The organism is Ancylobacter radicis (genome assembly GCF_018449475.1).
In the GTDB taxonomy this organism is placed as follows: domain Bacteria; phylum Pseudomonadota; class Alphaproteobacteria; order Rhizobiales; family Xanthobacteraceae; genus Ancylobacter; species Ancylobacter radicis.
Map to the genome: position 1 here is coordinate 398,657 of NZ_JAHCQH010000017.1, position 19,153 is coordinate 417,809.

Annotated in this window: 17 protein-coding genes; 9 read left to right on the forward strand and 8 right to left on the reverse strand. The window is 67.1% G+C overall.

Annotated features, from left to right (window positions below):
* Positions 1-117: 117 nt before the first annotated feature.
* Complete coding sequence (locus tag KIP89_RS13670) at positions 118-1,011, reverse strand: LysR family transcriptional regulator (protein WP_213755967.1); 894 nt, start codon at positions 1,009-1,011, stop codon at positions 118-120.
* Between the two features lie 290 nt (positions 1,012-1,301).
* On the opposite strand from KIP89_RS13670, the gene KIP89_RS13675 reads away from it, so the two are divergent.
* From KIP89_RS13675 to KIP89_RS13690, 4 genes are all read left to right on the forward strand, one after another.
* Entirely contained in the window at positions 1,302-1,760 is a 459-nt protein-coding gene (locus KIP89_RS13675; RefSeq protein ID WP_369807149.1) for a cyclophilin-like fold protein, read from the forward strand.
* 144 nt (positions 1,761-1,904) lie between these two features.
* Positions 1,905-2,237: a hypothetical protein gene (locus KIP89_RS13680; protein WP_213755968.1), complete on the forward strand. Its 333-nt coding sequence runs from the start codon at positions 1,905-1,907 to the stop codon at positions 2,235-2,237.
* 190 nt (positions 2,238-2,427) lie between these two features.
* Positions 2,428-2,874 carry a (2Fe-2S)-binding protein gene (locus tag KIP89_RS13685; protein WP_369807150.1) on the forward strand — a complete coding sequence of 149 codons (447 nt, stop codon included), beginning with the start codon at positions 2,428-2,430 and terminating at the stop codon, positions 2,872-2,874.
* Positions 2,875-2,885: 11 nt separating this feature from the next.
* Positions 2,886-5,126 (forward strand): xanthine dehydrogenase family protein molybdopterin-binding subunit, encoded by a 2,241-nt coding sequence (locus tag KIP89_RS13690; RefSeq protein ID WP_213755970.1) that lies wholly within the window; start codon positions 2,886-2,888, stop codon positions 5,124-5,126.
* A gap of 204 nt (positions 5,127-5,330) precedes the next feature.
* On the opposite strand, the gene KIP89_RS13695 is transcribed toward KIP89_RS13690, so the two are convergent.
* Complete coding sequence (locus tag KIP89_RS13695) at positions 5,331-6,542, reverse strand: MFS transporter (RefSeq protein WP_369807151.1); 1,212 nt, start codon at positions 6,540-6,542, stop codon at positions 5,331-5,333.
* A gap of 366 nt (positions 6,543-6,908) precedes the next feature.
* On the opposite strand from KIP89_RS13695, the gene KIP89_RS13700 reads away from it, so the two are divergent.
* The 5 genes from KIP89_RS13700 to KIP89_RS13720 all read left to right on the forward strand — a co-directional run bounded on the left by KIP89_RS13700 (position 6,909) and on the right by KIP89_RS13720 (position 12,027).
* On the forward strand, positions 6,909-7,976 hold the full coding sequence (locus KIP89_RS13700; RefSeq protein ID WP_213755971.1) for an NAD(P)-dependent alcohol dehydrogenase: 1,068 nt from the start codon (positions 6,909-6,911) through the stop codon (positions 7,974-7,976).
* Positions 7,977-8,036: 60 nt separating this feature from the next.
* Positions 8,037-8,732, forward strand: a complete 696-nt coding sequence (locus KIP89_RS13705) for a dihydrofolate reductase family protein (protein ID WP_213755972.1) — start codon at positions 8,037-8,039, stop codon at positions 8,730-8,732.
* Positions 8,733-8,844: 112 nt separating this feature from the next.
* Positions 8,845-10,089 carry a flavin monoamine oxidase family protein gene (locus KIP89_RS13710; protein WP_213755973.1) on the forward strand — a complete coding sequence of 415 codons (1,245 nt, stop codon included), beginning with the start codon at positions 8,845-8,847 and terminating at the stop codon, positions 10,087-10,089.
* Positions 10,090-10,318: 229 nt separating this feature from the next.
* Positions 10,319-10,705 carry a c-type cytochrome gene (locus KIP89_RS13715; protein ID WP_213755974.1) on the forward strand — a complete coding sequence of 129 codons (387 nt, stop codon included), beginning with the start codon at positions 10,319-10,321 and terminating at the stop codon, positions 10,703-10,705.
* A gap of 107 nt (positions 10,706-10,812) precedes the next feature.
* On the forward strand, positions 10,813-12,027 hold the full coding sequence (locus tag KIP89_RS13720; protein WP_213755975.1) for a (R)-mandelonitrile lyase: 1,215 nt from the start codon (positions 10,813-10,815) through the stop codon (positions 12,025-12,027).
* A gap of 125 nt (positions 12,028-12,152) precedes the next feature.
* On the opposite strand, the gene KIP89_RS13725 is transcribed toward KIP89_RS13720, so the two are convergent.
* From KIP89_RS13725 to KIP89_RS13750, 6 genes are all read right to left on the reverse strand, one after another.
* Positions 12,153-13,127: a carbohydrate kinase family protein gene (locus tag KIP89_RS13725; RefSeq protein ID WP_213755976.1), complete on the reverse strand. Its 975-nt coding sequence runs from the start codon at positions 13,125-13,127 to the stop codon at positions 12,153-12,155.
* 24 nt (positions 13,128-13,151) lie between these two features.
* A complete protein-coding gene (locus KIP89_RS13730) occupies positions 13,152-14,603 on the reverse strand; it encodes a mannitol dehydrogenase family protein (protein WP_213755977.1) in 1,452 nt (483 codons plus the stop codon).
* A gap of 96 nt (positions 14,604-14,699) precedes the next feature.
* Positions 14,700-15,716, reverse strand: a complete 1,017-nt coding sequence (locus tag KIP89_RS13735; protein WP_213755978.1) for an ABC transporter ATP-binding protein — start codon at positions 15,714-15,716, stop codon at positions 14,700-14,702.
* Positions 15,717-15,726: 10 nt separating this feature from the next.
* Complete coding sequence (locus KIP89_RS13740; RefSeq protein WP_213755979.1) at positions 15,727-16,557, reverse strand: carbohydrate ABC transporter permease; 831 nt, start codon at positions 16,555-16,557, stop codon at positions 15,727-15,729.
* Position 16,558: 1 nt separating this feature from the next.
* Complete coding sequence (locus KIP89_RS13745; RefSeq protein ID WP_213755980.1) at positions 16,559-17,431, reverse strand: carbohydrate ABC transporter permease; 873 nt, start codon at positions 17,429-17,431, stop codon at positions 16,559-16,561.
* Positions 17,432-17,692: 261 nt separating this feature from the next.
* Positions 17,693-19,009, reverse strand: coding sequence for an ABC transporter substrate-binding protein (locus KIP89_RS13750; protein WP_213756036.1), 1,317 nt, complete (start codon positions 19,007-19,009; stop codon positions 17,693-17,695).
* Positions 19,010-19,153 lie beyond the last annotated feature (144 nt).

Below are 19,153 nucleotides of genomic sequence, written 5' to 3' on the forward strand. Positions count from 1 at the left end.
TGGCGCGAGGCGGACGCGGAAGGTAGGCCTATGAATTGGCTAGAAGTTATGAGTCGACCTCATCAATCGATTGATTGGCGTTTAACGGTGGCCTGCTGAGTTCGGCAACCGGCGACGTTATGTCCGATGACGCAGGGCGTCCAGCAAAGCGACGAAGGCCGGCGAGGACTGACGTCGGCTGGGGTAATAGAGATAGAAGCCGTCCCAAAAGGCGCACCAGTCCTCCAGCACGCGGAGGAGCTGCCCCGCGCGGATATGGTCGCGGGCGATCTCCTCGGGGACAAAGGCAAGGCCTGCGCCAGCAAGCGCCGCATCCAGGACATGGAAGATGTTGTTGAAGGCCAACTGGCCATCGACCCGTATCTTCAGCTCGCGACCGTCCTTCTCGAACTCCCAGGCCCACAGGCCGCCGGAGGTCTGGAAACGGTAGTTGATGCAGCGGTGCTGGACGAGATCCTGCGGGTGTACCGGGGCCGGATGCTCCGCAAAATAGGCGGGGGTTCCGACCACGGCGAAGCGGAAATCGGGGCCGATGCGGGCCGAGATCATATCCTTGGCGAGTTGTTCGCCCATGCGTACGCCGGCATCGTAGCGCTCGGTAACGATGTCGGTGAGGCCATTGTCGAGCATCAACTCGACCTTGATATCCGGGTATCTGGGCAGGAATTTCTGCAGCTTGGGCCAGAGTGTACTGCTGATGGCATAGTCGGACGCGCTGATGCGGATGGTCCCCGCGGGGGTGTCGCGCAGATCGTTCAGCGCATCGACCTGGGCTTCGATCTCGTCAAAATGCGGCCCTATGCCTTGCAGCAGGCGCTCGCCGGCCTCGGTCGGCGAGACGGCGCGGGTGGTACGCGTCAGCAGGCGAACGCCGAGCCGAGCTTCGAGCTGGCGGATCGTGTGACTGAGGGCCGACTGCGACACCCCCATGCGCGAGGCCGCCCGCGTGAAACTGCGTTCGCGAGCGACAGCGATGAAGGCCAGAAGGTCATTGATGTTCTCGCGCGCCATCCATGATCACCTCTCATAAGAACAGGTCGATTATATCGTAAGAACAAAGGGCTGATAGGTGCCGCTCGGCATCGAACGCCACTCCTCCCGTCACGACTTCATCAACTCTCTCTCGAAGCGACGCTGCGAACCCCATGATAGCGACGCGTACGATTGATGAATCGCCCTCATGTCTCCATGCGGCAGCCCACCGCTAACCGACGCCCGGCAGTCTCGCTACCTTACCGTCAGACACGGCGGATAAGTGCCATGTCGTGGGCTTCCATACGCCCGTGAATGGAACAGTGATCATGGTCATGACGCGCAGAATGGTGCTGGGAGCCTGTGTGGTCGGTATGTCCGCGCGCGCCATTGGTGCGTCGGGGCCCGCGTGGGGCCAAGGAGCGGAGAAGCCGTTCATGAAAGTCGAATTTGCCTTCAGCGGGCAGGTGTTCACGGCAACTCTGCTCGACAACCCGACGACGCGCGATTTCGTGTCGATGCTCCCGCTCACGCTCAAGATCGACGATTATTCGACCAACGAGAAGATCGCCTATCTACCACGCAAGCTGACCGAAGCGGGCAGCGGGATCTTCGGCAATGAGGCGCCCGGCGACATCGCCTATTTCGCGCCCTGGGGCAATCTCGTCTTTTATTATGCGGACTACCACTATTGGCCCGGCCTGATCCGGCTCGGGCGGCTCGACGGCGGGATCACGCCGCTGCTGACACGCGGGCAATTCCCGTTGACCGCGACGCTTGCCGGGTGAGGCGAGCGTCGCGTCGACCACAGTGTCCGGCCACGAGAACACGTTTTGGCGAGTGCTGCGCCGCGCGCTGGATCGATGCGTAAACAGAGCGCGCAAGACCTTGAATATTGGCTGGGCGCGGCTGAGCAACACGAGAGGAACAGCATGTCCTACGACCCCGACAACTATGTCGTCGACTCCCGGCGCCTCGGCAGCAGCTATCTCCTCGCGGCCATCGTGCTGGGCATACTCTTCGCCCAGTGTTTTCCGGAAACGTCGACCGCGGATCATGCCACGCTGAGCGCCGCCCAACCTACCATCGTCGTGCTGTCGCCGGCCCGCTTCGACCCCAGCGATGACGAGACGGACGTCGCCGACGCGACCTCTCCCAGCACCCCCTCCCACGTCGCTCCTGCCGGTTTCAGTTCCGCCGGTTTCACTTCCGCCCAGTGTGCCGCCGGGCACGAAGACCGGACGTCGAGCATTCAGGCGCTCTGACGCGGCATTCATGAGCGCGGCTCATGGGGGCAAGCGGGGTGTGCGCCTAATCTGTCGATCCTGCGGCTGATAGAATTAGACCAAATGGAAGCGGTGGAATGACCGACGACGGCGCTGCCTTCCGCAGCGTCGCGACCGCCTGCATGCGCGGCACTTCCGTTTCCGGCTGCCTTTTACAAGGAGAATGACGGTGGACATCACCATTAATGGGCAACTGCATCAGCTGGATATCGAGCCCGATACGCCACTGCTCTGGGTGCTGCGCGATGAACTCGGGCTGACCGGCACCAAATATGGCTGCGGCCTCGCTCAGTGTGGTGCCTGCACCGTGCTGGTGGATGGCCAGCCGACCCGCTCCTGCGTGACGCCGGTCGACGCGGTCGCGGGCAGCCAGATCATGACCATCGAGGCGGTGACGCAGGATCCGGTGGGGCAGAAGGTCGTTGAAGCCTGGGTGTCGCAGCAGGTCGCGCAATGCGGCTACTGCCAGTCCGGCCAGGTGATGGCGGCGACCGGGCTGCTCAAGCAGACCCCGAAGCCGAGCGACGAGGACATCGCCGCCGCCATGGTCAATCTGTGCCGCTGCGGCACCTATAACGCGATCGCCGCCGCCGTCCGGCACGCGGCGCAGGCGTGAGGAGCGGCGCGATGAACGAGATGAGCCCCCTCCCCACCGTCCCGCCGGAAGCCGTGCCGCTCAACCTGTCGCGGCGCAGCTTTCTGGGTGCCTCGCTCGGCGCCCTGGTGCTGGGCGTCGCCCTGCCGGCGGGCGGACGCGCTTTCGCGCAGGAGGCCGCGCCCGCCATCGTGCCGGGCACGCGCGTCAACGCCTATATCCAGATCCAGCCGGACAGCACGGTGCTGTTCCGCAGCGCCTTTATCGAGGGCGGCCAGGGCATTTTCACTGCCATGGCCCAGATCGTCGGCGAGGAACTCGACGTCGATCCCACGCAGTTCGTCGTCGAAGGCGCGCCTCCCGGCCCGGACTACACGCTGATCGGCGGCTACCGCTTCACCGGTGGCAGCATGTCGGTGCGCATGAGTTACGACGCCATGCGCAAGCTCGGTGCCGCCGCGCGCCGGATGCTGCTCCAGGCTGCCGCGACCCAACTCGGCGTACCGATAGCGGAACTCTCGACGCAGCCCGGCCGGGTGATCCACGCCGCCTCGAACCGCTCGATCCCCTATGGCGATCTCGCGACGGCCGCCGCCGCCCTGCCGGTGCCGACGGACGTCCCCCTGCGCGCCCGCGCGGATTTCCGCTGGATCGGCAAGCCGGTCGCCCGTATCGACATTCGCGACAAGTCGACCGGCAAGGCGACCTACGCCATCGATCTGAAGGTGGATGGCATGCTGTACGGCGCCGTCCAGCATGGCGTTCGTCTCGGCATGGAACCTGGCACCCTCGCCAATGAGGATCAGGTCAAGGCGATGCCGGGAGTCCACTCCGTGCACCGCCTGCCCGGTGCGGTCGCTGTGCTGGCCAATAGCTGGTGGCGGGCGCGGCGTGCCGTGGAGGCCCTTCAGATCACCTGGGTCGAGGCCGCTCCCGGCAGCACGGTCCGGGTCATGCCGGCGGACTACTCCTCGGAGAAGCACCTCGCCGACCTCAAGGCGCGCACCGGCGACGGCCTCGCCTTCGAGACCCATGGCGAGGTTGGCCCGGCGCTGGCGGGTGCCGCCCGGATCGTCGAGGCAAGCTTCGATGCCCCGCATCTCGCCCATGCCCAGCTGGAGCCGCCCTCGGCGATCGCCCGCTTCAACGCGGATGGTACGCTGGAGGTCTGGGCACCCAACCAGGCGCCTGAGATGTTCCAGGCCGATGCGGCCAAGGTGGCCGGCATCGCGCCGGAGAAGGTCATCATCCACTCGCCGATTCTCGGCGGCTTCTTCGGTCGGCACTTCCTCTATCAGACGGCCAATCCCTACCAGCAGGCAATCATGCTCGCCAAGGCGACAGGTCGGCCGGTGAAGCTGCTCTGGACCCGCGAAGAGGAGTTCCTGCGCGACGCGCTGCGGCCGATGAGCCTCGCCCGCTTCCGCGCCGGCCTCGACGCCAACGGCCTGCCGGTTGCGCTGAGCGCGGTGGCCGTCGGCGAGGGCGCCACCGGCCGGTGGTTCGGCCGCACGGCCGACAAGGTCGACAGCTCCGCCGTGGAAGGCATCGCCGGCAAGGTCTACGCGATCCCGAACCGCCGCGTCGGCCATGTCCATGTCGATGACCCCACCATTATTGGCTTCTGGCGCTCGGTTGGGCATTCGATGAACGACTTCTTCTACGAGACGTTCTTCGACGAGATGGCCGATGCCGGCAAGCAGGATCCCTATGAGCTGCGCCGGCGCCTGCTCGCCGACAACCCGCGCCACCGCAACCTGATCGAGGCGGTCGCCGCGCTTTCCGGCGGCTGGAAGCGTGGCCCCTTCACCGCCGAGGACGGCACAAGGCGCGCCCGTGGCGTCGCCATGGCCTCGCCGTTTGGCAGCGAGGTCGCGACCATCGCCGAAGTGTCGCTCAAGGGCGGCGAGGTCGTCGTCCACCATGTCTGGGTGGCGGTCGACCCGGGCAGCATCGTGAACCCCGCGATCATCGAGGCGCAGGTGAACTCGGCCGTGGCGCTTGGACTGTCCTCGGCGCTGCTGGAGGAAGTCGTTTATGAAGGGGGCGTCCCGCGCGCCCGCAACTATGACGGCTACCCGATCCTGCCGCCCGAGCGGATGCCCAAGGTGCATGTGCGCATCGTCGAAAGCGGTGCTCCCATGGGCGGCATTGGCGAGCCCGGCCTTCCCGGCGTGCCGCCCGCCGTGGTGAACGCCGCGTCGGTCCTGACCGGCCAGAGAATCCGCAGCCTGCCGCTCTCGCGCAGCAGACTGACGGACATGGCGGGCTAACGACCTCCACCTTTCGGTGCCACGGCCCCGCAGCCCGGCACCGGGAGCAGCCGCCCCTCACCGCGACGAGGTGGCGGCTGCAGCGTTTTCGGAGGCGGTTAGGGGTCGCCCGCAACCGCTCTGAACCTGACGAAGAAAAGCCCGCCGGATCAGCGATCCGGCGGGTTTTTCATTCGGCTCATGAGCGGGTCAATAGGCACGCCGTCAGGACGCAACGAGAGCGGCCCGCTGGGCCGTCTTCGCGGCGAGCCAGGCGGCGATCACCAGCAACACGGCGGCGGCCCCGAATGTCGCCTGATAGCCGCTGGCATCGAACAGCACGCCGCCGACCGTCGCGCCGATGGTGATGGCGAGCTGGACCACCGCGACCATCAGCCCGCCGCCGGCTTCCGCGTCGCGCGGCATGGTGCGCGACAGCCAGGTCCACCAGCCGACCGGCGCCGAGGTCGCAAGCAGGCCCCACACGCCCAGCAGGGCGGCGGTCACCAGCGGGGACGCGCCGAAGCCGATCAGCGCCGCCGCGATCACCGCCATGATGGCAGGGATGACGATAAGGGTGCGGTAAAGATCGTTCCTCACGAAGCGTTCGATCAACAGGGTGCCGATGAAGCCGGTCACACCGATCAGCAGCAGGATGAGCGACAGCGCGGTCAGATCGACCCGCGTCACCGTCTCAAGGAAGGGGCGCAGATAGGTGAACAGCGCGAACTGGCCCATGAAGAACACGCTGACGGCCGCCATGCCCAGGCACACCACCGGCCGGCGAAACAGGTAGAACACATGAACGGAGGTGGCGCGCGCCTCGGTCTTCATCGAGGGCAGGCTGATGAACTGCCAGACGAAGACCGCAACGGCGACCGGGACAACGCAGAAAAAGGCGCCGCGCCAGCCGATGATCCCGCCAAGAAAGCTGCCCAGCGGAGCCGCGACCACGGTAGCCAGGGCATTTCCGCCATTGAGAATGGCGAGCGCCCTCGGCACCTGTTGTGCCGGCACCAGCCGCATCGCGGTCGCTGCCGACAGGGACCAAAAGCCGCCGATGACGATGCCGATCAGCGCACGCCCGATCATGAACACCGTATAGCTCGGCGCCGTCGCCACGATCGCGCCCGAGGCGATCATCAGGCCCGTCAGCGCGAGCAGCAGGATCCTGCGGTCGAGACGGCCGGCGATGGCGGTGATGAACAGGCTCGTGAGCACCGCGAACGCGCCGGACACCGAGATGGCCTGCCCGGCCTGCCCTTCGCTGATGTGCAGCTCGTTGGCAATTGGCGTCAGCAGGCTGACCGGCATGAACTCGGAGGCGATGAGCGTGAAGACGCAGAGGGAGAGCGCAAAGACGCCGCCCCAATTCGCGGCAGGGGAGGCTGTGGCCTCCGTCATGCCCTCGGCGACAGGCGTATCGTGAGTCAGCATGATGATTCCAGTGAAAGGGCGCGCGCCGGTCGCCACGCAGCGACGCCGGCACCGTCCGGGACGGCTCCCGCCGGGCTATCGCCCATTCCGCGCGGCGGGAGGCGTGCGGCGGTGCAGGGTGGATCGAGGCTAGAGGGCAGCTTGCCCTGCGACTACCGGCCGGAGCGCGCATGGCGTGATGAGGGAGCCTCATCAATCGGGGGCCGCGCCCCCCGAGCCTCGCATACGCGACTTTCATTGATGAGCGCCCTTCATGAGAGCTAGCGCGCGGCGGCTCTACCCCTGCCGGGTTGCCCGTCCTAGTTCAGGCGTGGACATCCCGGCGCCGCGCGTCAGCGGTGCGGCAGCCACGCACAGGAGAAGCCCATGAAGACCGTTGGCTATGCGGCGCGCTCGGAGACGACCCCGCTCCGTCCCTATGATTTCGAGCGCCGTGAGCTGCGGCCGAACGACGTCGCGATGGAAGTTCTGTTCTGCGGGGTCTGCCATTCGGACCTGCATCAGGCACGCAATGACTGGGGCTGGAGCCGCTACCCGCTGGTGCCCGGCCACGAGATCATCGGCCGCGTGACCGCCGTCGGGAACGATGTCAAGCATTACGCGGTCGGCGACCATGTGGCGGTCGGCTGCCTCGTCGATTCCTGCCAGAGCTGCGATCAGTGCCGGAAGGGTCTCGAGCAACTCTGCCGCAAGGGGCCGGTCCAGACCTATAGCGACACGGACCGCTTTTCCTGCGAGCCGACCGCGCTGACCCAGGGCGGCTATTCCAAGCACCTCGTAACGCGCGAGGAGTTTGTGCTGCGCGTGCCGGAAGGGTTGGACCTTTCCAAGGCCGCCCCGCTGCTCTGCGCCGGCATCACCACCTATTCGCCGCTGCGCACCTGGAATGTCGGGCCAGGCAGCCGCGTCGGCGTGGTCGGCCTCGGCGGGCTCGGCCATATGGCGGTGAAGCTCGCCACCGCGATGGGCGCCGATGTCACCGTGCTGAGCCGCAACCGGGACAAGGAAGCCGACGCGCTGGCGCTCGGCGCCGACTGCCTGCTGGTGTCGAGCGACGCGGACGCCATGGCGCAGGCGGCGAGCAGCTTCGATCTCATCATCGACACCGTGCCGGTCAAGCACGACATCAACCCCTATGTGCCGCTGCTCGATGTCGACGCGACGCTGGTGCTGGTCGGCCAGATCGGCCCGCTGGCGGAGCCAAGCACCGTGCCGCTGCTGCTGGGCCGTCGCCGCATTGCCGGCTCGCCGATCGGCGGTATGGCCCAGACACAGGAGATGCTGAACTTCTGCGCCAAGGCCGGCGTTCTCCCCGATGTCGAGATGATCCGCATGGATGAGATCAACACCGCGTTCGAGCGGCTGGAAAAGGCCGATGTGCGCTATCGTTTCGTCATCGACATGGCCTCGCTTCCGCTTCCCGACGCGGCCTGAAATCCCTTCCCCGACCGTCGGCGGGCCATCGCCGGCGGTCCCTTCGTCCGAGGTGCGCCCGTGAAGCCCTATGTCATCTGCCTTATGGAAACCTCGCTCGATGGGCGCCTGCACCCGAGCCGCTTCACCGACAGCCCGCAGGGTGGCCGCGCCGACTGGGGCCGGCTCTATGAGCAGGTCCACGGCACACTGAAAGCCGATGCCTGGCTGGTCGGGCGGGTGACGATGACCGAGATGGCCAAGGGCGTGCCGCATCCGCCGGCGAATGTCGGCGCGGTGGCGCGCCCGTTCCATGTCGCGACGCGGGCGGCGAGCTACGCCATCGCGCTCGATCCTTCCGGCAAGGTGCACTTCAAGGGATCAGGCGTCGGTGGCGATTCTGCCATCGCCCTGCTCGGCCGGGATGTGCCGGACAGCCACCTCGCCGAACTCGCGGCCGATGGCGTTTCCTACATCGTCGCCGAGGGCGCCGAGATCGACCTTGCGGCGACGCTGGAGATTCTGGCGCGTGAGTTCGGCATCCAGCGCCTTGCGGTGGAGGGCGGCGCGCGCGCCAATGGCGCCTTCTTCGCCGCCGGTCTCGTCGATGAGTTCAGCGTGCTCATCGCCCCCGCGCTCGACGCCCGGCCGGGCAGCGAGGCCATCGTCGACGCGGGCCCCGACGGGCTCGCCGGCAAGGTCACCCTGTCGCTCCTCGCCGCTGAAACGCTCGATCACGGCGTGGTCCATCTTCGCTATGCGGTGAAGCCGGCCTGAAGCGGTCTTGGCGAACACGGGTTCACCGATACAGCTTTAGAATGTTGTTTTTACGCATTTTCTTGCCGCGAACAGAAATCCACGTCGCTCGAAAATGCTCTAGCATCCCCGCATGACCCACACCTGCGACATCGCCATCATCGGGGCCGGCGCGGCCGGCATCGGCGCCGCCCGGCGGCTGGCCGGTCGCGGCCTGTCGGTTGTCGTGCTGGAGGCCCTGCCGCGCCTTGGCGGGCGCGCCTGGACCGCGATGACGCGCGGCCTGTCCCTCGATCTTGGTTGCGGCTGGCTGCATTCGGCCGACCGCAACCCGTGGGCGCGGATCGCGGAGGCCGCCGGCTTCGTCCTGGATCGCCGGCGCAGTGCCTGGGATCAGCAGTTCGGCGATCTCGGGGCTGCCCCGGCGGACTGGGAAGCGGCCGGCGCGGCGTTCGACACCTGGAGCCGAAGCCTCGTCGATGAACCTCCGGCCAGCGACCGGGCCTTTGACGCGGTGAAGCGCGGCGAGCGATGGCTCGCCTATCTCCAGGCCTTGAGCGGCTATATCAGCGGCGACGAACTGGAGCGCATATCGGCCGCCGATTATGCCGCTTATGATAGCGCCTCGACCGATCTCAACTGGCGTCTGCCGGCTGGCTACGGCACGCTGATCACCTCCCGCTTCCCTGCCGATGTGGCGCTGCATCTGGCAACGCCGGTGCAGCGGATCGACGTCGACGGGCCCGTCGTCGAACTCGTCACCCCGCGCGGCACGCTGCGCTGCCGGGCGGCGATCATCACCGTCTCCACTCACGTGCTTGCCGGTACGGCGATCCGCTGGCCGGCCGCGCTCGGTCCCTGGCGCGCGGCGGCGGCGCATCTGCCGCTGGGCTGCAACGAGAAGCTGTTTCTGGAGATCATCGGTCCCTCGCCCTTCGAGGCGGAGACCCATGTGCAGGGCGACCTCCATGACCCGGCATCGGGCACCTATTACATCCGGCCCTTCGGGTTCCCCGTCATCGAGTGCTTCCTCGGCGGCGCCGGCGCCCGCAGCGCCCTTGCGGCGGGAACGGACGCTGCCTTCGGCCATGCCACCGACCAGCTCGTTGCCCTCTTCGGCGGGAATGTGCGCCGCGCTCTGCGACCGGCTCTCGCCTCCGCCTGGGGCGCGACGCCCACGATCGGGGGCGGCTACAGTCATGCCTTGCCCGGTCACCGCGCCGCACGCGACCAGATCGCCCGTCCTTTCGAGGAGCGGCTGTTTTTCGCCGGCGAGGCCACGCATCCTACGGACTTCTCGACCGCACATGGCGCGCTGCTTAGTGGGATTCGCGCCGCTGGCGAGGCGGCAGAAGCCCTCAGTGGTAAGCGGCAATAGATACCGGCCAGCGCAAATGCTGCCGAAACCGCCCTTCCCATAGGGCTTCGCCGGCCTCGCGCAATAACGATAAGTTGATAGTGGGATTGATGAATTTCCCACATAGCGCCATGCGAGAGAGCCCGGCTAATCCCTCCTCATCCCTCTGCGTAAGCTTGAGCTTCCTAAGGTCTGCGTTGGCGCCCGCCACCGTCCGGCCTCGACGATAGCGAACCTTGCCGGAGACAGGATGGCCTCTCGATTCCTCGCCGTACTTGCCTGCTCAACTCTCGCCCTTTCGGGTCTCGCCCCTCCGGCCAGCGCACAGGACGCGGCGACCGGAGAACGCCTGTTCCGCACCCGCTGCGCCTCCTGCCATTCCCTTGAGCCGGGACAGAACCGCATCGGCCCCAGCCTGAACGGCGTCATCGGACGCCAGGCGGGAAGTGTCGAGGGCGCACGCTATTCGGCCGGCCTGCGCGACCTCGGCATCACCTGGGATGCGGCACAGATCGACACCTTCCTCGCCAATCCGCGCGCCATGGTGAAGGGAAGCACCATGACCATCTCCGTGACCAACGCGGCGGATCGCGCGGCGATCACCGCCTATCTGCAGAGCCAGCCGTCAAGCAACTGACCGGGCAATCCGAGCTGATCCGCCGCGCGCCGCGCCGCGCGCGCATCATCCACCCCGTCCGCCTTGTGTCCGGCGGGGGCGCGACATTGAAAACAAGGAGTTCGCTTGTGAAGAGTTTTGCTGCCAGCCTCGCCCTGTCCGCGCTTACTACCACCGCGGTCGCGGCCGAAGAGACGCGCCGCACCCGCGTTGCGCCGGAGGCCGTCTATCAGGTCGCGCCGGGTCTGGGACAGTTCACGGATGGCGTCCTGTTTGGCGAGGTCTGGGCGCGCGATGCCCTCAAGCCGCGTGACCGCAGCCTTGTCACGCTGGCCGCGCTGATCGCGACCGGCAAGACTGCCGAGGTCGGGGCTCATACCGCCCGCGCGCTCGATACAGGGGTAACGCCGGTCGAGATCGGCGAGGTCATTACCCATCTCGCCTTTTACAGCGGCTGGCCGAATGCGCTCTCGGCGGTCACCGAGGTGCAGCGCGTATATGTCGATCGCGGCATCGGCCCGGTGGACCCGAGCGCCGCCGCCCGGATCGAACTGGACGCGGCCGCCGAAGCCGCCCGCTCCGCCACCGTCACCACCACGGTTGGGCCGACCGCGCCCGAACTGGCCGATCTGACCAACCGGGTTCTGTTCGGCGATCTCTGGCGGCGTTCGGAGCTCACAGCCCGTGACCGCAGCCTCATTACCATCACGGCGCTGATTGCCATCGGCCAGCCGGAGCAACTGCCCTTCCATGCCAACCGGGCGATGGACAGCGGGCTGACGCGCGACGAGGTTGCGGAAACACTCGCGCATCTTGGCTTCTATGCCGGCTGGCCGCGCGCCTTTTCCGCGGTTCCGGTGTTGCAGCGCGTATTCGACAGCCGGGCCGGAACACCGGCTCAAGCTGCCGCGCCTGCCCCCGGTGCGTCTGCCGCACCCGCTGGGGAGCTTAAGATCGTGCGCGCCAAGGATGCGCCATCGGTACCGGGGCCGGACGCCTACTTCACCGGTAGCGTCCGCGTCTCCGGCAATTTCAAGGGCGATACCCCTTCGCGCGTCAACGGCGCAACGGTGAATTTTGCGCCGGGCGCCCGCACGGCCTGGCACACGCATCCGCTGGGCCAGACCCTGTTCATCATTTCCGGGCGCGGCTGGGTGCAGAAGGAAGGCGGACCGGTGGAGGAGGTGGTGCCCGGCGATCTGGTCTGGATTCCGCCGAATGTGCGCCACTGGCACGGTGCCAGCGCCGAGCAGGCCATGTCGCATCTGGCCGTGCATGAGGAACTCGACGGCAAGGTGGTCACCTGGATGGAGAAAGTGACGGATGCTGAATATCTGAAATGAGGGAGCTCCTCGGGAAACCGGCCGGCTCGGCAGCCCGCTGCCGAAGGACCGAATCTGCGCCATCCCTTGGGATCATTTCAGAATAGCCACGATCCAGTACGGTTAGCCCGATCGCGCTCGCAACCTCACGCGCCGGCCGTCTCCTCCATCTCGTGCCGCCAGGGCGGATCGGCTCCCGCGCGGGTGACCGAGATCGCGGCGGCGCGCACCGCGAAGGCGAGCACGTCCGCGACAGCACTGGCATCCAGCGCCGCGAGTGCGGCCGGCGCCAGCGCGCCTTTCCGCTCCAGCGCCGCGAGGAAGGCGGCGTTGAAGGTATCGCCCGCCCCGACCGTATCGGCGACCGTCACGATGGGGGCCGGCACGGCGACATCGAGCCCGGCGCCGAAGACCCGCGCACCGCGCGAGCCCTGCGTCACCAGCACGAGACGCGGGCCCATCGCCTGCACCGCGCGGGCCTTGTCGGCAAGGTCGCCCTCCCCCATCAGCCAGTCGAGATCCTCGTCAGAGAGCTTCACCACATGGGCGAGGCCGATCAGCCGGCGGATGCGGACGCGATAGGCGTCTTCATCGCGGATGAAGCCGGGGCGGATATTCGGGTCGAGCATGATCAGCCGCCCCTGCCCGTCGCCCGCTACGCGCGCGGCCAGAGCTTCCATGGTCGATCCCACCGGCTCGCCGACAAGGCTGATGCCGCCGATGAAAAGCGCCTGCACCGAGGCGGGGACCTCCGGCAGGTCGGCCGGGGTGAGCATGCGCCCGGCCGTGTTCTCGTCGAGGAACAGGTAGCGCGCCTGCCCCTCGACCAGCGTGACGAAGGCCAGCGTCGAATGCCGGTCCGACGGCCGGCACAGCGCGGTGTCGACGCCCACCCGTGCCAGTTCGGCGCGCAGCTGGTCGCCGAACAGGTCGGTGGACAGGCCGTACCAGAAAGCGGTCGGCACACCGAGCCGCCCTGCCGCGATGGCGGTGTTGAACACCGAGCCGCCCGGCAGCGGCAGGAAGGCCCGCCCCTCCGGCATCTGGCGCGGCACCATGTCGATCAACGCTTCGCCGGCGCAGAGAAGAACCGGCGCGGAGAGCGTGGCGGATGCGGCCATGGGTAACCTCTCGAAGGTTCGGCTTCAGCCCGCGAGATAGTCTGTGAGGACGGCGCGGGTGCCGTTCGCCCATAGCGCGCGCAGCGCGTGGGCGAAAGCCACCACGATGTCGGGATCACCGCCGAGATCGCCGTAAACCTCGCTCATGGCAAGCCAGACCGCGGGATCGTCCTTGGCCCGCTGGGCGCGGAGGGTCAGTTCCGCCCAGTTGGGATCGTTCGGCGCGATCACCGCGCCGCTGTCGCTCACCCCGGCGCAATAGCGGCACCACAGCGCGGACAGCAGGATCAACCCCTTCGGCAGCCGCCCGGCGGCGCGGTTGTCGCGGATCGAGGGCACGATGAATTTGGGCTGGCGGTTCGAGCCGTCGAGGCAGAGGCGGCGCACCGTGTCCGCCACGTCCGGATTGGCGAAGCGCGCGCGGATGACGGCGTAGTAGGCCTCAAGGTCGGTGTCGGGCACCGGCGGCACGATGGGGATGATCTCCTCGCGCTCGACCTTGTCGAGGAAGGCGGCGATGAGCGGCTGCTCCATGTCCTCATGCACCAGCTCAATGTCCATAAGCCCGCCGGGATAGGCGATGATGGCGTGACCGCCATTGAGGATGCGGATTTTCATCGTCTCATAGGCATGGACATGATCGGTGAAGATGACGCCGACCTTCTCCAGCGCCGGCCGGCCGGCGGGGAAATGATCCTCCAGCACCCATTGCCGGAAGGGCTCGCAGGTGACCGGCACCGGATCATCGAGCCCGAAGGCCGCGGCCATGGCCCGCTCGCGCTCCCCGGTAGCGGGGGTGATGCGGTCCACCATGCCGTTCGGGAACGCGACATTGGCCTCAACCCAGTCAGCAAGCTCGGCATCGAACAGCCGCGCGAGACCGACCACCACCTGTCGGGTGACATGGCCGTTGCCGGGGAGATTGTCGCAGGACATGACCGTGAATGGTGGAATGCCGGCGCTGCGGCGCGCCTTCAGCCCGGCGAGAATGGCGCCGAAGGCGGTCTCCGGTGCCTCGGGATGGGTGGCGTCGGCCGTGATGTCGGGGGCGGCGGTATCGAGCTGTCCGGCCGGGTCCATGAAATAGCCGCCCTCGGTCACGGTAAGGCTGACGATGCGGATCTCCGGCCGGGCCATGGCGGCGATGAGCGCGCCATTGCCATGCTCGACGGGCAGGAAATCGATCATCGCGCCGATGCGCCGCGCCCGCCGGCCGGTCGGATCGAGCTCGATCACGGTGGACAGGCAGTCCTGCGCCTTCAGCGCCTCGCGCATCGCCGCATCGGCCGGGCGCACCCCAGCGCCGATGATCGCCCAGTCATGCCCCTCGCCGAGCGCGAACAGGTCGTCGAGATAGACCGCCTGATGGGCCCGGTGGAAATTGCCGAGGCCGATATGGACGATGCCCGGGGTCAGACGGGCACGGTCATAGGCGGGGAGCGCGAGGACGGGCGGCAGTGCGGCGGGGATCGTCATCTCTCAGGACTTCCGGTTGTCGCGCCAAAGGGGACGGGCGACGTTTGAAGGCGCGGCCGGCGGGCGGCCGATGTCTGTCGGGCGAAGGCGGCGCGCTCAGGCGCCGGGCGCCGCACCGCCCATGGCTTTGCCGGCGGCGTCGAAGCGGTGAAGCTTGTCCGGCTGCGGGGCCAGACGCACCCGCGCCCCATGGCGCAGCGGCACATCCCCACCGACGCGGACATTGATCTGGCCGACGCCCTCCACCTCGACCTTCAGGAAGGTGTCGGAGCCGAGATGCTCGCAGAGCCCTACCGTACCCGTCCACGGCCCGTCCTCAGTGAGGTCGATATGCTCGGGCCGTATGCCGAGCGTCGGGGCGCCGTGCTTTGCGGCCTCCGCGCCCTCGATCAGGTTCATCTTCGGGCTGCCGATGAAGCCGGCGACGAAGAGGTTGGCGGGCGAACGATAGAGTTCCAGCGGGCTACCCACCTGTTCGATGCGCCCCGCGTTCAGCACCACGATGCGGTCGGCCATGGTCATGGCCTCCACCTGGTCGTGGGTGACGTAGATCATCGTGGTCTTCAGCGTCTGGTGCAGCTCGGAGATTTCCTGCCGCATGGAGACACGCAGCGCCGCGTCGAGATTGGACAGCGGCTCGTCGAACAGGAACGCCGCCGGCTCGCGCACGATGGCCCGGCCGATGGCGACACGCTGGCGCTGACCGCCGGACAGCTGGCTCGGCTTGCGGTCCAGATAGGGGGTGAGGTTCAGCACCTTCGCCGCCGCCTGCACCTTGCGCTCCTGCTCCTCGGCGGAAGCGCCGGCCATGCGCAGAGGGAAGGCGATGTTCTTCCTTACGCTCATATGCGGGTAGAGCGCGTAGCTCTGGAACACCATGGCGAGGCCGCGCCGCGCCGGCGGAAGCTTGGTCGCATCCTTGCCGTCGATGGAGATGATGCCGGACGTCGTGTCCTCCAGCCCGGCGATGAGCCGCAGAAGGGTGGACTTGCCGCAGCCCGAGGGGCCGACAAACACCACGAACTCGCCATCGGGTATGACGAGGTCGATCCCCTGGATGATCGACATGCCGCCGAAGGACTTGCGGACCTCGGAAAGAACGATCTCGCCCATGGGTCTCTCCCTATTTCACAGCGCCGAAGGTCAGCCCGCGCACGAGCTGCTTCTGGCTGAACCAGCCCAGGATCATGATGGGCGCGATGGCCATGGTGCTGGCCGCTGAAAGCTTGGCGTAGAACAGCCCTTCCGGGCTGGAATAGCTGGCGATGAAGGCGGTGAGCGGCGCCGCGCTGGCCGCCGTCAGGTTCAGCGTCCAGAAGCTCTCGTTCCAGGCGAGGATGACGTTGAGCAGCAGCGTCGAGGCGATGCCCGGCACCGCCATGGGCGTGAGCACATAGAGAATTTCCGAGGACAGGGTGGCCCCGTCCATCCGCGCCGCTTCGAGGATCTCGCCGGGGATTTCCTTGAAGTAGGTGTAGAGCATCCACACGATGATCGGCAGGTTCACCATGGTGAGCACGATGACGAGGCCGGTCTTCGTATCCAGCAGCCCGGTGTCGCGGGCCAGCAGATAGAGCGGCACCAGCACGCCCACCGCCGGCAGCATCTTGGTGGAGAGCATCCACATCAGGAGATCCTTGGTGCGCTTGCCGGGCACGAAGGCCATCGACCACGCCGCCGGCACCGCGATGATCAGCCCGAGCAGGGTCGAGCCGAGCGAAATCACCACCGAGTTCCAGAAATGCGCGAGGTAGTCGGAGCGTTGGTTGACCGTCTCGTAATTCTCCAGCGTCCAGTCGAAGAACAGGAAGGACGGATGGGAATTGATCGCCTCGCCCTCGGTCTTGAACGAGGTGAGGAAGGTCCACAGGATCGGAAAGAAGATCAGCAGCGCCACGCCCCAGGCGAGGAGAGTGACGGCGGCCTTGCGGCCCTTGGAAACCTCGCGTGCCATGTCAGGCCTCCAGGTTCTTGCCGATCATCCGCATCAGGAAGATCGCGACGATGTTGGCGAGGATGACCGCGACGATGCCGCCCGCCGAGCCGAGCCCGACGTCGAACTGCAGCATGGACTGCATGTAGACGAGGAAGGTCAGCGTGGTGGAGGCCGTGCCCGGCCCGCCATTGGTGGTGACGAGGATTTCGGCGAAGACCGACAGAAGGAAGATGGTCTGGATCAGCACCACCACCGTCATCGCCCGCATCAGATGCGGGAGGGTGAGGTGCACGAAGCGCCAGATCGGCCCTGCGCCGTCCATTTCGGCGGCTTCCATCTGCTCGCGGTCGAGGCTTTGCAGCGCCGTGAACAGGATCAGCGTGGCGAAGGGCAGCCATTGCCACGCGACGATGGCCGTGATGGAGGCCAGCGGCACATTGGCAAAGAAGTCGATCGGCTGAAGGCCGAGCCCGCGCGCCAGCGCCGCGAACAGCCCGTTTACCGGGTTCATCAGCATGTTCTTCCACACCAGCGCGGAGACGCTCGGCATGACGAAGAAGGGCGCGATGACGAGGATGCGCACGATCCCCTGCCCCCACATCGGCTGGTCGAGCAGCACCGCCAGCGCCACGCCGCCGACCACGGTGATGACCAGCACGCCGAGCACCAGGGTCAGCGTGTTCACCAGCGCCGGCCAGAAGGCCGGGTCGGTGAAGAAATAGGAGTAGTTCTCGAAGCCGGTGAACTCTTCCGTCCCCGGCATCAGCAGGTTGAAGCGCAGGAAGGAGAAATAGACGGTCATGCCCAACGGCACGATCATCCACAGGAACAGCAGCAGCACCGCCGGGGTGAGCATCAGCCGGCCGGCCATGTGCGAAGCTTGCGTCGCCATATTGGACCTCCCTTGATCGAGCCGGCTACCGGCGCAGAGCGCCGCGGGCTCGGGGGAACGGAACGGAAATCATGAGGGGCGACGCAGCCCGCGCCGGCACCTTGCCCTTTGGGCCGCCCTTCCCGGAGGATGCGCCCCGCAAAGGGAGGTCCCGACACGGCACGGGAGCGGGAGACACCCGCGCCGTGTCGGGAAATAGCCCGGCGCGAGCGGGCGCTGGGCGGACCGAAGGACCTTCGCGGTGCGAAGGTTCGCGCAGGCCTACTTCTTGGGGTAGCCGGCGCGCGTCATCTCGCGCGTGGTGAGCGCCTGCGCGGCGGCGAGCGCCTGGTCGGCACTCGCCGTGCCGGCGAGCGCGGCCGAGAACTGCTGCCCCACCGCCGTGCCGATCGCCTGGAACTCCGGGATCGCGACGAACTGGCCGCCCGTATAGGGCACCGGCTTGTCGGAGGGCTTCTGGGTATTGGCGGCCTCGATCGCCTTCAGCGTCATCTGCGCGAAGGGCGCGACCTTCAGATATTCCGGGTTCTTGTAGAGAGAGGTGCGCGTGCCCGGCGGCACGTTGGCGATGCTGTCCTTTTCCGCCACCAGCTTCATATAGGCCGGCGAGGTCGCCCAGGCGACGAAGGTCTTGGCGGCGTCAGCCTTGGAGGTGGTCGCCGGTATGGCGAGGTTCCACGACCACAGCCAGTTGCCATGGTTGGAGCCGCCCTTGCGCACCGGCGCCGGGGCGAAGCCGACCTTGTCGGCGACCTGCGATTCCTTCGGGTCGGAGATGAAGGAGGCGGCCACCGTGGCGTCGATCCACATGCCGCACTTGCCGGTCTGGAACAGGGCAAGGTTCTCATTGAAGCCGTTGGAGGACGCGCCGGGCGGGCCGTACTGCTTCATCAGGTTGAGATAGGTGTCGAGGGTCTTCTTCCACTCGGGGCCGTTGAACTGCGGCTTCCACTCCATGTCGAACCAGGCGCCGCCCATGGAATTGTTCATCGAGGTGAGGAACGCCATGTTCTCGCCCCAGCCGGCCTTGCCGCGCAGGCAGATGCCGTAGATGCCGACGCCCTTGTCGGTCATCTTCTGGGCGGCCTCGGTGATGAACTCCCAATCGGGATTCTCGGGCATCTTCAGCCCCGCCTTCTCCAGAAGGTCGGTGCGGTACATGAGCATCGAGCTCTCGGCGTAGAACGGCACGGCGTGCAGCTTGCCGTCGACAGTGAGGCCCTGCGCCACCGGCGGCAGCAGGTCGGCCGGGTCGTAATCGGCGCCGAGATTTTCCAGCGGCATCAGCCAGCCCTGCTTGGCCCAGATCGGCACTTCATAATTGCCGATGGTCAGCACGTCGTACTGGCCGCCCTTGGAGGCGATGTCGGTGGTCACGCGCTGGCGCAGCACGTTCTCTTCCAGCGTCACCCAGTTGACCTTGATGTCGGGATGCTGGGCGTTGAACGCGGGCATCAGGCGCTGCATGCGGATCATGTCGCCATTGTTCACGGTGGCGACGGTGATGGTGGTCTGCGCCGAGGCCGCGCCGGCCGCGGCAACGAGCATCGAAGCACCCAGCAGGGCGCGGATAGTCACAGTCATGGCTTCCTCCCTGGCGATTTGAGCAATTCATCGCCTTGCGGGCAAATATTCACCCAGAGAACGCAGGGTCAATCCCCCGATCATGCTGCGGATGCGAGAGGGGCGGGCTGGTGCGCGGGGGAAGCGGGACGGCAGGGG

What these genes read in the sequence shown, in the direction of transcription:
- KIP89_RS13670 (WP_213755967.1), bottom strand. Translation starts at nt 1,011, where the DNA reads ATGGCGCGCGAGAACATCAATGACCTTCTGGCCTTCATCGCTGTCGCT.
- KIP89_RS13675 (WP_369807149.1), top strand. Translation starts at nt 1,302, where the DNA reads ATGGTCATGACGCGCAGAATGGTGCTGGGAGCCTGTGTGGTCGGTATG.
- KIP89_RS13680 (WP_213755968.1), top strand. Translation starts at nt 1,905, where the DNA reads ATGTCCTACGACCCCGACAACTATGTCGTCGACTCCCGGCGCCTCGGC.
- KIP89_RS13690 (WP_213755970.1), top strand. Translation starts at nt 2,886, where the DNA reads ATGAACGAGATGAGCCCCCTCCCCACCGTCCCGCCGGAAGCCGTGCCG.
- KIP89_RS13695 (WP_369807151.1), bottom strand. Translation starts at nt 6,542, where the DNA reads ATGCTGACTCACGATACGCCTGTCGCCGAGGGCATGACGGAGGCCACA.
- KIP89_RS13700 (WP_213755971.1), top strand. Translation starts at nt 6,909, where the DNA reads ATGAAGACCGTTGGCTATGCGGCGCGCTCGGAGACGACCCCGCTCCGT.
- KIP89_RS13710 (WP_213755973.1), top strand. Translation starts at nt 8,845, where the DNA reads ATGACCCACACCTGCGACATCGCCATCATCGGGGCCGGCGCGGCCGGC.
- KIP89_RS13715 (WP_213755974.1), top strand. Translation starts at nt 10,319, where the DNA reads ATGGCCTCTCGATTCCTCGCCGTACTTGCCTGCTCAACTCTCGCCCTT.
- KIP89_RS13725 (WP_213755976.1), bottom strand. Translation starts at nt 13,127, where the DNA reads ATGGCCGCATCCGCCACGCTCTCCGCGCCGGTTCTTCTCTGCGCCGGC.
- KIP89_RS13730 (WP_213755977.1), bottom strand. Translation starts at nt 14,603, where the DNA reads ATGACGATCCCCGCCGCACTGCCGCCCGTCCTCGCGCTCCCCGCCTAT.
- KIP89_RS13735 (WP_213755978.1), bottom strand. Translation starts at nt 15,716, where the DNA reads ATGGGCGAGATCGTTCTTTCCGAGGTCCGCAAGTCCTTCGGCGGCATG.
- KIP89_RS13740 (WP_213755979.1), bottom strand. Translation starts at nt 16,557, where the DNA reads ATGGCACGCGAGGTTTCCAAGGGCCGCAAGGCCGCCGTCACTCTCCTC.
- KIP89_RS13745 (WP_213755980.1), bottom strand. Translation starts at nt 17,431, where the DNA reads ATGGCGACGCAAGCTTCGCACATGGCCGGCCGGCTGATGCTCACCCCG.